A 15315-nucleotide genomic window follows, 5' to 3' on the forward strand; every position below is an offset into this window, starting at 1 on the left:
GCACCGCCACGCTTGGGGCAGTGCGACGCGTCGGCTATGCGTCGCCGAACACGTCATCGAGCGTGATCGGCACGCCAGCCCCGTCACTGAGCGCCGCGCGCGCGGCGTGCCACCCGCTCATCCCGTGGACGCCGGGCCCGGGCGGAGTCGAAGCCGACGCGAGATACACACCCGGCAACGGTGTTCGCCACGGATGCCGCGAAACGACGGGTCTGCGGATTGCCTGCGTCATCGTGAATGCGCCCCCGGAGATGTCGCCCCCGATCTCCGTAGGGTTGGTTCGCACGCGGGCCGCCGCTGTCGTCGAGTGCACCGCGAGGATCAGATCCCGCACGCCCGGCGCGAAGCGCTCGACCTGTGCGAGAACGGCAGCCGTGGCATCCGTCGTCGATCCGAGCGGAACGTGCGTGTACGCCCACAGCACGGCCTTGCCCGCGGGAGCGCGGGTCGGGTCGATCACCGATGGCTGCACCGCGAGCACGTAGGGGTTCGCGGGGATCCGGCCGCGTGCGACATCCTGTTCGGCGGCGATGATCTCCTCGCGAGTCCCGCCCAGGTGCACCGTCGGCGCGCGACCCACGTCCGGGTCGCGCCAGGGGACGGGCCCCGCAAGTGCGACATCCACCTTCATGACGCCGGGTCCGTACCGGTAATGACTGACTGCCCTCGCGTACGCGGTCGGCAACGCGGATGCCGTCAGAAGCAGCCGCGGAGAGGTGTCGAGAATCAGCAGATCACCCGCCGCCGGATCGCCCCAGTCCAGGTCGTCGAGGGAGGTGACGCGCGTGCCGGTCTCGATCACGCCGCCGTGTGCGCGGATGTCGGCGGCGAGGGCCTCGGCGATCGTCTGGGCGCCTCCGCCCGGAACGGGCCACCCGCCGGCGTGGGCCTGCGCCGTGAGCAACAGACCCGCTGCTGCCGACGCCAGGGACGGCATCCAGGTGTTCGCGTGAGCCATGGCTCCTGCCAGCAGTGCCGCAGCTCGCGGCGTACGGAAACTCCGAGCGGCGAGGCGCGTGCCCTGCTCGAGCACACGGAAGCTGTAGCGCGCCGCCGTGACCGGATGCCGCGGCATCCGTATCAGCTGGTCGCCCGTGAATGACACGAGCTCGTCGATGTGGCGTGCGAGCGGCCGCATCGTCGCGAGCCAGGCGCGTCCATCGGGGCCGAGGTCGTGTGCTGTGCGGTCGATGTCGCGCCAGGCGATGGCCGCGGGCCCCCGATCGAGCGGATGCGCAAAGGATGCCTCAGGGATCAACCACGACACGTCCCGATCCAGCCCGAGCGCCCGGAACACCGGAGAGGTCAGCGCAGCGGGGTGCACGGCCGAGCAGACGTCGTGACGAAATCCGGGGAGGGTCAGCGCTTCGGTTCGCAGTCCACCGCCGATCGTGTCGGCTGCTTCGAGGACCCGCACCCGCAGTCCCGCCCGCGCGAGTGTCGCCGCGGCGGTCAGTCCGTTCGGTCCGCTGCCCACGACCGTTGCGTGTGCCGCCATGCCGTCAGTCTGCCACCCCGGCATCCGGCGCGCCCCGGCATCCGGCGCGCCCCGGTCAGAGGTCGAGCGAGGTGCGCAGGCGACGAGTGACCTCGGCCAGCGGCATCCGCTTGGGGAATACAGCAACCACGACGTCGTCGGGATCGGGATGCTGGGGGTCGGGGTGAACGCCGAACTTGCGCATGAGGTCATCGAGGGCGGCCCGCAACACCGACACGGGCACGGGTTCCCGGTCGCGCAGTAGTTGGCGCAGCACGTGGTTGTGAACGGCAGCGACGGATGCCGCGAAGCCGACCGCATCGATCGGATCAAGTCCCGGGAGTGCGCCGCGGAGGTACTCATCGAAGAGTCGCTCGTAGCGGAACACCGTGACGATCTCGCGCTCGCGCAGCGCAGGAACCTTCCGCACCACGGAGTAGCGTCGCCGCGCCAGCTCGGGGTCGGCGGCGAAGTGTTCGAACACGGTGACTGCCGCATCGCACACCGCGACCCAGGGGTTCTCGTGAGGCTGCGACAGGTTCTCACGCAGTCGCGCGAGAAGGAGCTCGTGATCGGCGAACACGACGTCGTCCTTACCGCCGAACTGACGGAAGAAGGTTGATCGGGAGCTGCCGGCAGCCTGGGCGATCTGCTCAACGGATGTCGCGTCGAAGCCGTTCCGATCGAACAGGTCGAGCGCGACGGCGACGACCGCGGTCCGCGACGACGACGTGGCGGCGGTGGTGTCGGACATGCCGTGAGCCTACCGCCGCAAGAACCTCAACCTCCCCGGTCGCCTCTGGAGAGCACCAGTCGATACGACGGAGGGCCTGCGCCGAAGTATCACAGCCGGACGTCCCTCTGGGCCCAGCGGGGTATACGCGTTCGGAACCGTTCAGTGCCGGGTAGTAGGCTGACTACTTGGTCGAACTATCTCGACATCGAGACATTCCCTCACCCACCCGACGCCGCAGCGGAGGACACCAGCGTGGATCTGTACGAGTACCAGGCACGAGACCTATTCGAGAAATACGGGGTGCCGGTGCTCCCCGGCATCATCGCCGACACTCCTGAGGAGGCGAAGGCGGCTGCGGAGAAGATCGGCGGTGTCGTCGTCGTCAAGGCTCAGGTCAAGACTGGAGGCCGCGGCAAGGCCGGCGGCGTGAAGGTCGCGAAGAACGCCGACGAGGCGTACGAGGCTGCGAAGGCCATTCTGGGCCTCGACATCAAGGGTCACGTCGTGCAGCGCGTCATGGTCGCCGCCGGCGCATCCATCGAGCAGGAGTTCTACTTCTCCGTGCTGCTTGACCGCTCCAACCGTTCGTACCTGTCGCTGTGCTCCGTCGAAGGCGGCATGGAGATCGAGCAGCTCGCCGTCGAGAAGCCCGAGGCGCTGGCCCGCGTCGAGGTGAACCCGCTGACCGGTATCGACAAAGACAAGGCTGTCGAGATCGCTACCGCTGCGAAGTTCCCAGCTGAGCTGGTCGACAAGGTCGCGGATGCCTTCGTCAAGCTCTACGACGTCTACACCGGCGAGGGCGCAACCCTCGTCGAGGTCAACCCGCTGATCCTCGATGGCAACGGCAACATCATTGCTCTCGACGGCAAGGTCACGCTCGACGACAACGCGAGCGAGGTGCGCCACCCCGAGCACGAAGAGCTCGAAGACAAGGGTGCTGCCGACCCGCTCGAGGCCAAGGCGAAGGAGTCGGGCCTGAACTACGTCAAGCTTGACGGCGAAGTGGGCATCATCGGCAACGGCGCGGGCCTGGTCATGTCGACTCTCGACGTCGTCGCCTACGCCGGCGAGAACCACGGCGGGGTCAAGCCCGCGAACTTCCTCGACATCGGCGGTGGCGCCTCGGCGACGGTCATGGCCGCTGGCCTGGATGTCATCCTCGGCGACCCGCAGGTCAAGAGCGTGTTCGTCAACGTCTTCGGCGGCATCACCTCGTGCGTTGCGGTTGCCGACGGCATCGTCAAGGCTCTCGAGATCCTCGGAGACACCGCCACCAAGCCGCTCGTGGTGCGCCTCGATGGCAACCAGGTGGAAGAGGGTCGCGCGATCCTCGCCGCCGCGAACCACCCGCTGGTCACCCTCGCCGCCGGTATGGACGAGGGCGCTGACAAGGCAGCCGAGCTGGCCGCCGCCTGATCGCGAAACCGGATAAGGACTTCTGACATGTCGATCTACCTCAACAAGGACTCCAAGGTCATCGTCCAGGGCATCACCGGCGGTGAGGGCACGAAGCACACCGCTCTCATGCTCAAGGCCGGCACCCAGGTCGTCGGCGGGGTGAACGCCCGCAAGGCCGGGACGACCGTCTCGCACACCGACAAGGACGGCAACGCCGTCGAGCTGCCCGTTTTCGCATCCGTCGCCGAAGCTATGGAGAAGACCGGCGCCGACGTGTCGATCGCCTTCGTGCCTCCCGCTTTCACGAAGGATGCCATGATCGAGGCCATCGACGCCGAGATCCCGCTGCTCGTGGTGATCACCGAAGGCGTTCCCGTCGGTGACACCGCCGAGGCCTGGGCCTACACGCAGTCCAAGGGCAACAAGACGCGCATCATCGGCCCGAACTGCCCCGGCATCATCACCCCCGGTGAGTCGCTTGTGGGGATCACCCCCGCCAACATCACCGGCAAGGGCCCCATCGGCCTCGTCTCGAAGTCGGGAACTCTCACGTACCAGATGATGTTCGAGCTGCGCGACCTCGGCTTCTCGACCGCGATCGGCATCGGCGGTGACCCGATCATCGGGACCACCCACATCGACGCGCTCGCCGCGTTCGAAGCCGACCCCGAGACCAAGGCGATCGTCATGATCGGCGAGATCGGTGGCGACGCCGAAGAGCGCGCCGCTGCCTTCATCCAGGCGAACGTGACCAAGCCGGTCGTCGGCTACGTCGCAGGCTTCACGGCTCCCGAGGGCAAGACCATGGGCCACGCCGGCGCGATCGTGTCAGGCTCTGCGGGCACGGCCCAGGCCAAGAAGGAAGCCCTCGAGGCTGCGGGCGTGAAGGTCGGCAAGACGCCGTCCGAGACCGCCGCCCTGATGCGCGAGATCATCGAGCAGCTCTGACGCTCACTCACCGAGACACCCTCTGTCGCGCGAGACACCGCGCGACAGAGGGTGTCTCGGTGCGCGGAGGGTGTTTCGCCGTCAGTGCGCGGTCTCGCGTGTGGCTGCGCGCGGACACGCGCGGGCGTTAGCCTGAGGGCATGCCACTGACCGGAGAGTACAAGCCGTCCACATCGGAGTGGGCCCGCACCCAGGCCGAGACCTACGAAGCCACCGGCGGCGCCGAGGGATCGGTGCTGCGAGGCAAGCCCGTCATCGTCCTGACGACGCTCGGCGCGAAGACCGGAGGGCTACGCAAGACCGCCCTCATGCGCGTCGAACACGGCGGAAGCTATGCCGTGATCGCCTCGAAGGGCGGCGCGCCCGACGAACCCAAGTGGGCGGGCAACATGCGCAAGAACGCGACAGTCGAATTGCAGGATGGCGCCACCAAGCGTGATTACCTCGCGCGCGAAGTCGAGGGTGAAGAGCGCGACCAGTGGTGGGAGCGTGCCGTCGAGGTGTGGCCCGACTACGCCGAGTACCAGAAGAAGACCGACCGGCTCATCGCTGTCTTCGTGCTCGATCCCGCATAAGGCCCCGCGCTCCGCGCGACGCAGGCTGAGAATCCGCCGCGATCAACGAGTTTTTCCGGCCCTGCCGTCAGGTTTCGGACCTCTAAGCACGGCACAATACGTTCAGCGCCGTCCGTGCGCCCGGAGCCAGCATGAACGACACTGCGCAAGACACATTGACGCGCCGCACCATCGCATCGTCGCGACATCGCCCCACCCCCTGGTGGGTCTGGACGCTGGCGGCGATCGGAGGGGTCGGACTGCTGGCCTTCGTCACGGTGATCGGAGTCATCACGGTGCCGCCGGCCATCGCGAACCTGCAGACCCGGGTGGCAACCGCGGCAGAGCCCCTCGTGCTCGGTCCGGAATCGGCTCCCGTGACCGTCATCGTGCCCGAGGGCTGGCTGATCACCCGACCGGATGACTCGCACGCGCGCATCGTGACACCCGACCGCGGGCTGATCGTGGATGCCTCACTCAGCGCCGCCGACGCCACCCAGGCAGCGACGGATGCCGGCGTGGCAGCTCCCATGGTCGAGACCTTGGCATCGGGGCTGACCGTCGCGCACGGGTCCCCGTCGGGGTCGAGCGAGGCGGGCGCGACTGCCGTGCCTGACCTGGTCGCTGCGGTGGGGCCGGTCGCGGGCGGTTCCGTCGTCTTCGTCGCCTCGAGCGACGACCTCGAGCGCTACCGCGCGGCGATGGCGTCGGTGGTCGAGGGGGTGCAGCCGTGAGCCCCTCGGCCCCGCGTTCTGCGCGTGCCCTGGCCGTCGCGGCCGTTGTCGTAGCGGCATCCGTCGTCGCCTCCGGCTGCGCCCCGGCCGTCGACGAGAACTGGAACCCGCCGGCGTGGCCGACGACGAGTCTGACCGTCATAGCGGGCGAGACGCCGCCGCTGAGCGCGGAACCCGGGCAGCCGCTCGCATCCAACGTTTCACCCGAGCGCATCCGCCAGGACGGTATCGGCATCCAGGCCCGCTACCTGCTTCTGCCGCAGGTCCCCGCCTTCAATGACGCGGTGAAGGGCTACATCCGTGCCGCCATCGCCGCCCGGCAAGACGCGACCGGCGCGACATATCGGCCTCAGGCCGGAGACGTCGGTGCAGGCTTGAACGACCGGACCTGCACTCCCGGCTCCACCACGACCCCGGCCGCACAGTTGCTGGTGGATCCAGCTGTGGCCGGGCCCGTCGTAGGCGGCGGTGCAGCTACCGTCGTGTGTGATGTCGTGTGGGCGGCGGGAACCCTGTTCGGTGAGCGACTACGCACGGTGATGTCGAACGCGGATGCCGTCACAGCCGACACCGCCGAGACCCTCTTCGGTGACGCGGCAGTGGGCGATGTGGCGTCCGGATCCCAGCTGTGGACGCCGGAGGCCGTCGGAACGCTCGCTGCGGAGGTTGTTGACGGCTTGCGCCGTGCCGCTGGCTCCCTCTCGCTGGCTCCCGTGGCCGACCCGTCGGCAGCGGAGCGCCTCGCTGGGGCCTTCGCGACGACGATCCCCGCGGCTGCGGGAGGCATGCAGTTCACGATCCCCGCTGGCTTCACCACCGATGGGCTCGCGGCGCTCGGCATCCCGCCGACCGATGCTGCACGTACGGTCCTCGTGCCTGCGGCGGTCGCTGAGCCCCTGCTCACCGACTTCGGACGACGCCTGCTCGCCTCGGCCGGTCAGCCATACTCGGGGCCGAGTGTGACGCGCCCCGGGGACGTGCCCGTCGACTGTTCGCTGACACCCTGTGTGGCGCTCACCTACGACGACGGTCCGAGCGATCTCACTGCGAGCATGCTGGATGCCCTCGCGGCGCACCGAGCCAGTGCGACGTTCTTCGCGATGGGTGAGAAGGCCAACAAGTACGCCACCACCCTGCAGCGGATGGTGGCCGAGGGACACCTCATCGGAAACCACAGTTGGAACCATCCGTCGCTCACGAAGCTGACTGATGGGCAGATCGCATCCCAGTTGCGCGACACGACAGCCGCGCTCGAGGCGGCATCCGGCCAGAAGATCACGATGTTCCGACCCCCCTATGGCGACTACAACGCGCGGGTGCTCGCGGTCGCGCAGATGCCCGCGATCCTCTGGGATGTCGACACCGAGGACTGGGAAGGCCCGGCCGACGACGTCCTGGTCGAGCGGGTCGTGACACGATCGAAGCCTGGCTCTATCGTGCTGCAGCACGACATCCACGGGAACACGGCGCGCACCGTCGGAGCCATCTGCGACGGGCTTCTCGATCGTGGTTTCACGATGGCAACGATCAGCGAACTGTTCCAGGGCTCAGTTCCGAAATCGGGAGCGTGGCGCAGCGCCCGGTGAGTCGACCGGTCAGCGGCCTGGCGATGGGTAAGGTCGAACCCGCATGAACCGGGTCATCGTCTTCCTTCTCGCGGCCTTCGACGCGCTCGTCACCGTCGCCGCGGGCCTCGTCGTCGTGCTCGCACCAGCGACGCTGCTGTGGGTCGTGGAGTTCGGTGGCCTCGCGCCGTGGGACGCGCTCTGGCCCACGGCCGCGAGCGTCTGGCAACTGGGGCACATCGTCCCGCTAGAGATCACGCTTCCCGCCGACTACCTGGCAACTGCCGGCATCGATCCAGGCGCAGCATCCTTCGTGCTCTCGCTCGCCCCGCTGGGCTTCGCGGGGTTCACTGCCATCTCGGCGGCACGCTCCGGTCGCCGTGCGTCGCGCTCGGGAGCGGCGTTCACCGGCGCGCTCGCGGGGACCGCGGTCTTCGCCGCTGCAGCCACTGGTGTCGCGCTGACCGCGGGTAACCCCGTCGCGAACACCTCGCTCACGGAAGCGATCCTCTTTCCGGCCCTCATCTTCGGCATCCCCGCGCTGCTCGGCGCTCTCGTCGGCGAATGGCAGGATGCCGACCGTGGCGTCATTGCGGCGCTGCGGGAACGGACCGAAGACCTGCCCGAGGACTGGGCACTCACCCCGACGGTCATCGCGCGCGCGGGGGCGATCGCCGTCGTCGGCCTCGTCGGCGTCGCGGCGCTCGTCACCGCTGTCGCGATCTTCGCGCGTGGCTCGCAGATCGTCGGCCTCTACGAGGCGTCCCATGTTGACGTCCTGGGCGCGGTGCTGCTGACCCTCGGTCAGCTTCTCTACCTTCCCACGCTCGTCGTGTGGGCCCTGGCGTTCGTCGCCGGCCCCGGTGTTTCTCTCGGGGCGGGGTCGACAGTGGCGGCATCCGGAACCACAACCGGCGTCCTGCCCGGTCTGCCGCTCATGGGTGCCCTCCCCGAGTCGACCTCGCCGTGGCTGCTGCTGCTCGCGCTCCTGCCCGTCGCGGTCGGTGCCTTCGCCGGGTGGGTTGCCCGGTCGTTCTTCGCCGCGGATGCCGAGCGCATTCCCGCCCGTATCGTCGTGACGCTCGGGATCGCGGTTGTCGCGGCTGGTTCAGCCGCGCTGCTGGCCGCGCTCGCTTCCGGATCGCTCGGGCCGGGGACGCTCGCGCAGCTGGGACCGGAGCCCGGCCCCGTTGCGCTGGCCATCGGCATCGAGGTCGGCGTCGGTGCCGGCATCCTGTTGCTCTCGCCCCGACGCCGAGCCCGTGAGGATGGCGCCATCGAGGCAGTGCCCACGGCGCTCCTGGAGCCCTCGGTAGACTGAGTCGGTGCTCACCGTCGCCGTTCTCATCTCCGGCGCCGGATCCAACCTTCGGGCGCTGCTCGAAGCGGCGAACGAGCCCGACTATCCGGCGCGGATCGTCGTCGTCGGTGCCGACCGCGAAGCCGAGGGCCTCGCGCACGCCGAAGCCTTCGGCATCCCGTGGTTCTTCGTTCCCTACGCCGAGTATGCGAGCCGGGAGGCCTGGGGTGAGGCGCTTCGCGACCAGCTCGCCGTGTGGCAGCCCGACCTAATCGTTCTCAGCGGCCTGATGCGGTTGCTCCCGGCGCCGGTCCTCAAACCCTGGGCGCCGCGGATCATCAACACCCACCCGGCGTATCTTCCCGAGTTCCCCGGTGCCCACGGCGTCCGAGACGCGCTGGCTGCCGGGGCCTCCCAAACCGGTGCGAGTGTCATCGTCGTCGACGCCGGGGTCGATACCGGACCCATCCTCGCGCAGGAGCGCATCGCGGTGCTTCCCGGCGACGACGAGGCGAGCCTTCATGAGAGGATCAAGCCGGTCGAACGCCGACTCCTGATCGACGTCGTGAGGCGCATCGCAACGGGCGAGATCGACCTCTCATCCCCCTGACTTTTCCTCTGGCCAGGTCCGCGACGACGCAGCACGCGCGGCCGATGACTACCCGACAGCAAGGAGACCCGATGGCAGGCCCTAGTCACGACCCGTCCCTGTACCGCGACCGCGACGTCGTACCCGTCCGGCGGGCGCTGGTCTCGGTCAGCGACAAGACCGATCTCCTGAACCTCGCCGCGGCGCTTGCCGAGGCAGGTGCCGAGATCGTCTCGACGGGGTCGACGGCTGCAACCATCCGGGATGCCGGTTTCGCCGTCACCGATGTCGCCGCCGTGACGGGCTTCCCCGAGTCGCTTGATGGGCGCGTCAAGACTCTGCACCCCGCCGTGCACGCGGGGCTTCTTGCTGACCTTCGCCTCGCGCACCACGAGAACCAGCTCGCCGATCTCGGCATCCAGCCCTTCGAACTGGTCGTGGTGAACCTCTACCCCTTCGTCGAGACTGTCGCCTCTGGCGCGCAGGGCGACGATGTCGTCGAGCAGATCGACATCGGCGGTCCCGCTATGGTTCGGGCGTCGGCGAAGAACTACGCGAACGTCGCCATCGTTGTCTCGCCGGAGTCCTACGGTTCGGTGATCGAAGCCATCCGCGCGGGCGGCACCTCTCTCGCCCAGCGTCGCGAGCTCGCCGCGCGCGCCTTCGCGCACACCGCCGAGTACGACCGGGCAGTCGCCACCTGGTTCGCTGACGAGACGCTGGGCGAGGATGTCGAGCTTCCCTCGCATCTGACGATTCGCGCCGAGCGGATGTCGACCCTGCGTTACGGCGAGAACATGCACCAGCGCGCCGCGATCTACACCCGCACGGGTGGCCACGGTATCGCCCAGGCGACCCAGCTGCAGGGCAAGGAGATGTCGTACAACAACTACGTCGATGCTGACGCGGCCCTGCGTGCCGCTTTCGACCTGGTCAAGCCCGCCGTGGCGATCATCAAGCACGCGAACCCCTGCGGCATCGCGGTGTCGGCGCCGAACGCGCTGGACCCGATCGCCAGCGCACACCTGCGCGCCCACGCCTGCGACCCGGTCTCTGCCTTCGGTGGCGTGATCGCCGCCAACCGCAAGGTGACCCTGAAGATGGCCGAGAACCTTCGCGACATCTTCACCGAGGTGATCGTCGCGCCGGACTTCGAGCCGGAGGCTCTGGAGGTCTTCCGCCTCAAGAACAACCTGCGCGTGCTGAAGCTTCCCGATGACTGGAAGCAGGAGCCGATGGATGTGCGGCTCATCTCGGGCGGGCTCCTTCTGCAGGATGCCGACCGTTTCCCCGACGACATCGAGTCCGTCGCCACCGATTGGGAGCTCGTCTCGGGTGAACGTCCGGATGCCGACGCGATGACGAACCTCATCTTCGCGTGGAAGACCTGCCGTGCCGTGAAGTCCAACGCGATCGTTCTCGCGAAGGATTCGGCGACGGTCGGTATCGGCATGGGCCAGGTGAACCGGGTCGACTCGTGCCGCCTCGCGGTCGAGCGCGCCGGGGATCGCGTGCAGGGTGCGGTCGCCGCATCCGATGCCTTCTTCCCGTTCGCCGACGGACCGCAGGTGCTCATCGATGCCGGGGTGTCGGCGATCGTGCAGCCGGGAGGGTCAGTCCGCGATGAGGAGGTCGTGAAGGCCGCGCGCGACGCGGGCGTCACGATGTTCTTCACGCGCGAGCGCCACTTCTTCCACTGAGTCGCGCCGCGCGGGGCGGACCGATTGCAGGATCAGCGCCGGTCGAGTCGACTGGACGCGGCGTGAAGGCCGATCATCCTGCGTTCGGTCCGCTGCCGCGCTAGACCCCGCGCGGCTCAGCGTGAGATCGTCGCGATCAGCATGCGTTCCAGGAGCGCGCCTGCGCGAGCAAGCTCCTCCTGAACGGATGCCGCATCCTCGCCCACGATGTTGATGAGGGCCTTCAGGCCGTCGAACGCTCCGACGACGACGCGGGCAAGGTCTTTCGGGTCCACCCCCGCGGGTGGGTCAGCGCTCGAAATCACTTCCGCGACCAGATCAATCCACCGCCGCATGCTCGCCGTTGCCACCTCGCGGGTGGCGTCGTCTTCGGCAAGGGTCTGGCTGAGGCGTGAGATGACCCAGGCGTCGGGGTCCTGCCGATGCAGCGTCAGCATCGCCGGAAGGAGGGCGCGCAGCCGGGGGAGGCCGGGTTGCGCTGCGTCAAGGATCTGGGCGACGCCGGTGATCCACTTCTCCTGCCGAGAAGCCAGGACAGCGACAGCGAGCGACTCCTTGCTGTCGAAGTAGAAGTACACCGCGCCCTTGGATAGGCCGCTCGCCTGCACGATGTCGGACATGCGTGCCCGGTCGTAGCCGAGCCGAGCGAACACTGCAGCAGCCGCGTCGATCAGCTGCGCGCGGGATGCCTCCCCCTGAGCCGTCGGGCCCGGGGGTCGTCCGGCACGCCGTGCCGCCGGCGCCTTCTCACCCTCTGCTAGACGCGTTGCCACTCCTGCACTATAGTCGCATCATAATAGACCGGCCAGTCGGTTTAATAAGGAGAATGATGCGTACTCTCGAGTCGGGATCGACGACACTGATCACAGGCGCCTCGTCGGGTATCGGTCGTGCCTTTGCCCAGCGCATTGCCGCCGCGGGCGGAGACCTCGTGCTGGTCGCGCGTCGCGAGGGCGTGCTGATGCAGCTGGCAGGTGACCTCGAGCGGCGCCACAGCGTGCGTGTGAGCGTCATCGCTCACGATCTGGACGGACCTGATGCCGGTCGCGCCCTCGCCGAGAAGGTGGCGGAGCGGGGCATCGCGGTGGACGCGCTGATCAACAACGCTGGCTTGGGAATCCATGGTGATCTCGGGACGGCACCCCTGGCCGCTGCGACGACCCAGATCGCGGTGAATGTCACGGCCCTCACGACCCTCACTGCGCTGCTGCTGCCGCCGATGATCGAGCGCGGACGCGGCGCGATCGTCAACGTTGCCAGCACCGCGGGCTTCCAGCCTGTGCCGCACATGGCTGTCTACTCGGCATCCAAGGCCTACGTCCTCACCTTCACCCGTGCCCTGTGGCGGGAGGTGCGCGGAACCGGGGTCGACGTGCTGGCGGTATGCCCGGGCGCCACCGACACCGCTTTCTTCGACACCGCCGGCGACGCGGCATCCGTCGGTAGCCGCCGTACGCCCGAGCAGGTTGTCGACACCGCCCTGCGTGCCCTGCGGGCAGGGCGCCCCTCTGTCGTCGACGGTCGCGGCAACGCACTCGTCTCGTGGCTTGCCCCCCGTCTTCCCGAGCGCGTGGCAATCAACCTCGCCGAGCGTTCAGTTCGTCCCACCACCCCCTGAGATCGAAGGAGATCCCGATGTACATCCACGACTTCGCTGTGCGAGCCGCCAAAGCCGTCAACACCCACGACCCGGACGCTGTCGTCGCGTTGTGGGCCGAGCCTGCGGACTACGACTCCGTTCTCACGGGGCCACAACAGGGACTCGCGGCTCTTCGCGTGCGCGAGGAGGCCCTGTTCGCGGGGTTCAGTGACTTGCGTGCCACGATCACCCCTCTCGGACAGGAAGGTGACACCGGCGCCATCCTGGTGCGCTTCGACGGGACACACGATGGCGAGTACGCCGGGTTTGCGCCGAGCGGCCGCACCATGGCGCTGGAGATGGTGGCTGTCGTGAGTTTCGATGACGCCGGCAGGGTCGTGGGCGAGCGCGTGTTCCTGGATGCCGGTTCGGTTGTGGCCCAGCTCACCTGACGCTGCGAGCTACACGAGTGCGGCGTCAGCAGCAACGATGCCAGCGAATGTTGACGCATCGACACGCTGTGCCCCGGTAGCCGCGGGACCGAGTTCGACCTCGACCTCGTCGGGAGCGCAGTAGGTGACTCTGACGCTGCCCGCGGCATCCTGCTGCCAGTGCGCCGCGACGAGCCCGTGCGGTGTCATCACCGACCCCCGTGCCCAGGTGAGAACACCGCCGGGCCGGGGGTCGATGCGCACCCGCGCATAGCCGGGAGCTGCCGGGGAGATACCCACCACCGTGCGATGCATCCAGTCGGCGACCGCCCCCAGCGCGTAGTGGTTGAAGCTCGTCATCTCGCCGGGATTCACGGTGCCGTCGGCGCGCAGCGAGTCCCAGCGCTCCCACACCGTGGTCGCCCCACGGGCGAGAGGGCTGAGCCACGACGGTTCGTCCCGCCCGAGCAGCAGTGCGTAGGCATCGTCGAGGTGACCAGTACGGGTCAGCGCATCGCACAGGTACGGCGCACCCGCGAAGCCCGCAATCACGCGGTGACCGGCGGCACGCACGAGCTCAGCGAGCCGGTCGCCCGCGGCCTGCGCCGCGTCCCCCTCGAGGATGCCGCTGACGATCCCGAGGGCGTAGACGGCCGGGGCATCGGACAGGATGCGACAGTCGGCATCGAGGTAGGCATCCGCGAATGCCCGGCGTAGCCGTGCCGCCTCAGCGCGCCAGGCCTCGGCTTCCTCACCCCGACCCAGCGCGTCGGCAGTGCGGGCGGTGAGCAGGATGCTGCGGTGCAGCGCCTCGGTGGCGATGACTCCGGGATCGGACACGGCCTGGATCGGGTTCTCGGGGGGAGCTGTCGGGTCGAGCCAGTCGCCGAACTGGAAGTCGCCTTCCCAGACCCCGCGCGGCGAAAGCCGCGACCTGACTCGGTCGAGGTGCGCGCACATGCTCGGGTAGCTCTCGGCCAGCACCGCGAGCTCGCCGCTGGCCTCCCATACCGCCCACGGCACCCAGACCGCAGCATCGCTCCAGATCGCCACCGACTCCGGTTCTTCACCCGAGATGACGGCCCAGCCGGGCAGGGCGTCGGGCACGACGTAGGGCACCCGCCCGTCGTTCGCCTGCTGTTCTGCGCGAAGATCAGCGAGCCAATCTCGCAGGAACCCGGTCATCTCGAACAGGTAGCAGGCTGCGGGTGCGAAGACGGCGATGTCGCCCGTCCACCCCAGGCGCTCATCGCGCTGCGGGCAGTCGGTGGGGATGCCGACGGTGTTGCCGCGCAGGCTCCAGACGACGTTGCGGTGAAAGCGGGTGAGGTCGGCATCCGAGCACGCGAACGTGCCGGTGCGGGGGAGGTCGCTGCCGACGACGACGGCCTCGACGGTACCGGTGACTTCTGCCCACCCCTCGATGTGCGCGTAGCGGAAGCCGTGGAAGGTGAGGGTGGGCTCGATCTCGTCATCCCCGCCGCTGAGGATGATGGTGTCTTCGGCGCGGGCCGACCGAAGCGGGCGGCGGGCGAGCTCCCCACCATCGAGCACCTCGGCATGGGTCAGCACGAGCCGGTGCCCGCGCGGCCCGTGCACACGCAGCCGCAGCCAGCCCACGAGGTTCTGCCCGAAGTCGAACAGGGTTCCCGTCGGCGTGGGGGTGACGGTGACAGGCGTCACGCTCTCGTGCCGCACGATCGCGGGCCCGTGAGCGGCGACCAGGCGCCCCGTCTCCAGTGCAGAGACGAGAACCGGATGCTCCGCACCGCGCTCGCGGGCCAGATCCAGATACTGGCCGTCGTAGAGGTCGTCGGCGACGACCGGCGAGCAGACGGCGTGCCAGGACTCATCGGTGCGGATGATCACCTCGCTCCCGTCGGCGAAGGTCATGGTCAGCAGGGCGGCGACCCGGGGTCGGTCGCCGTACACGCCGCGCGCCCCCATCCAGCCCAGTCGTCCGCAGTACCAGCCGTTTCCCGCGAGGAGCGTGAGCTCGTGCTCACCGCCCGGCACGAGCCGTGCGGTGACGTCGTGCTCGATGACCCGGAGCCGCGAGTGATACGCCGTCCAGCCGGGGCTGAGCACGGCATCCCCCACCGCCACACCGTCGATCGCGGGCTCGACCAGACCTTCGGCTGTCACCGCGAGCGTTGCTCCGGTGAGCGCCCCGCGGTCACTCGGCACACTGACTCGCCGGACGAACAGCGGAGCACCGCTGACCGTCGCCGGAGCCTCGAGCAGCAGCGCGTCGCGGAGAACGTTCATTCCTGCCTTTCGTCCCTGAACCGTGCGCCCGCC

Annotated in this window: 14 protein-coding genes; 10 read left to right on the top strand and 4 right to left on the bottom strand. The window is 68.8% G+C overall.

Going from position 1 to position 15315, the window contains the following annotated elements:
* Positions 1 to 34 precede the first annotated feature (34 nt).
* Together AB0O89_RS03860 and AB0O89_RS03865 are read right to left on the bottom strand one after the other, a co-directional pair.
* Positions 35 to 1498, bottom strand: a complete 1464-nt coding sequence (locus tag AB0O89_RS03860) for an NAD(P)/FAD-dependent oxidoreductase (protein ID WP_363494355.1) — start codon at positions 1496 to 1498, stop codon at positions 35 to 37.
* Between the two features lie 55 nt (positions 1499 to 1553).
* On the bottom strand, positions 1554 to 2231 hold the full coding sequence (locus AB0O89_RS03865; protein ID WP_363494357.1) for a TetR family transcriptional regulator: 678 nt from the start codon (positions 2229 to 2231) through the stop codon (positions 1554 to 1556).
* A 234-nt stretch (positions 2232 to 2465) separates the two neighbouring features.
* On the opposite strand from AB0O89_RS03865, the gene sucC reads away from it, so the two are divergent.
* From sucC to purH, 8 genes are all read left to right on the top strand, one after another.
* The gene (gene sucC, locus AB0O89_RS03870; RefSeq protein ID WP_341577771.1) at positions 2466 to 3632 is read left to right on the top strand and encodes an ADP-forming succinate--CoA ligase subunit beta; all 1167 of its coding nucleotides are present in this window, start codon (positions 2466 to 2468) and stop codon (positions 3630 to 3632) included.
* 27 nt (positions 3633 to 3659) lie between these two features.
* Entirely contained in the window at positions 3660 to 4562 is a 903-nt protein-coding gene (gene sucD / locus AB0O89_RS03875; RefSeq protein ID WP_341577772.1) for a succinate--CoA ligase subunit alpha, read from the top strand.
* A gap of 140 nt (positions 4563 to 4702) precedes the next feature.
* Positions 4703 to 5137, top strand: a complete 435-nt coding sequence (locus AB0O89_RS03880) for a nitroreductase family deazaflavin-dependent oxidoreductase (RefSeq protein ID WP_363494360.1) — start codon at positions 4703 to 4705, stop codon at positions 5135 to 5137.
* Between the two features lie 131 nt (positions 5138 to 5268).
* Positions 5269 to 5850: a hypothetical protein gene (locus AB0O89_RS03885; protein ID WP_363494362.1), complete on the top strand. Its 582-nt coding sequence runs from the start codon at positions 5269 to 5271 to the stop codon at positions 5848 to 5850.
* A complete protein-coding gene (locus AB0O89_RS03890; protein WP_363494364.1) occupies positions 5847 to 7436 on the top strand; it encodes a polysaccharide deacetylase family protein in 1590 nt (529 codons plus the stop codon). Before AB0O89_RS03885 ends, AB0O89_RS03890 begins: the two co-directional genes overlap by 4 nt.
* A 43-nt stretch (positions 7437 to 7479) precedes the next feature.
* A complete protein-coding gene (locus tag AB0O89_RS03895; RefSeq protein ID WP_363494366.1) occupies positions 7480 to 8736 on the top strand; it encodes a DUF6350 family protein in 1257 nt (418 codons plus the stop codon).
* 4 nt (positions 8737 to 8740) lie between these two features.
* Complete coding sequence (gene purN / locus AB0O89_RS03900) at positions 8741 to 9325, top strand: phosphoribosylglycinamide formyltransferase (RefSeq protein WP_363494368.1); 585 nt, start codon at positions 8741 to 8743, stop codon at positions 9323 to 9325.
* 71 nt (positions 9326 to 9396) lie between these two features.
* On the top strand, positions 9397 to 11004 hold the full coding sequence (gene purH, locus AB0O89_RS03905) for a bifunctional phosphoribosylaminoimidazolecarboxamide formyltransferase/IMP cyclohydrolase (protein WP_363494370.1): 1608 nt from the start codon (positions 9397 to 9399) through the stop codon (positions 11002 to 11004).
* Between the two features lie 116 nt (positions 11005 to 11120).
* Here purH and AB0O89_RS03910 read toward each other — a convergent pair whose 3' ends face one another.
* Complete coding sequence (locus AB0O89_RS03910; RefSeq protein ID WP_363494372.1) at positions 11121 to 11777, bottom strand: TetR/AcrR family transcriptional regulator; 657 nt, start codon at positions 11775 to 11777, stop codon at positions 11121 to 11123.
* Positions 11778 to 11833: 56 nt separating this feature from the next.
* Between AB0O89_RS03910 and AB0O89_RS03915 the strand changes: the two genes are divergently transcribed.
* Together AB0O89_RS03915 and AB0O89_RS03920 are read left to right on the top strand one after the other, a co-directional pair.
* The gene (locus AB0O89_RS03915) at positions 11834 to 12622 is read left to right on the top strand and encodes an SDR family oxidoreductase (protein WP_363494374.1); all 789 of its coding nucleotides are present in this window, start codon (positions 11834 to 11836) and stop codon (positions 12620 to 12622) included.
* Between the two features lie 17 nt (positions 12623 to 12639).
* Positions 12640 to 13035, top strand: a complete 396-nt coding sequence (locus tag AB0O89_RS03920) for an ester cyclase (RefSeq protein WP_363494376.1) — start codon at positions 12640 to 12642, stop codon at positions 13033 to 13035.
* A 9-nt stretch (positions 13036 to 13044) separates the two neighbouring features.
* Here the strand turns inward: AB0O89_RS03920 and AB0O89_RS03925 are convergent, their stop codons facing one another.
* On the bottom strand, positions 13045 to 15282 hold the full coding sequence (locus AB0O89_RS03925; protein ID WP_363494378.1) for a family 78 glycoside hydrolase catalytic domain: 2238 nt from the start codon (positions 15280 to 15282) through the stop codon (positions 13045 to 13047).
* Positions 15283 to 15315 lie beyond the last annotated feature (33 nt).

The organism is Microbacterium sp. NPDC076895 (assembly GCF_040687115.1).
In the GTDB taxonomy this organism is placed as follows: domain Bacteria; phylum Actinomycetota; class Actinomycetes; order Actinomycetales; family Microbacteriaceae; genus Microbacterium.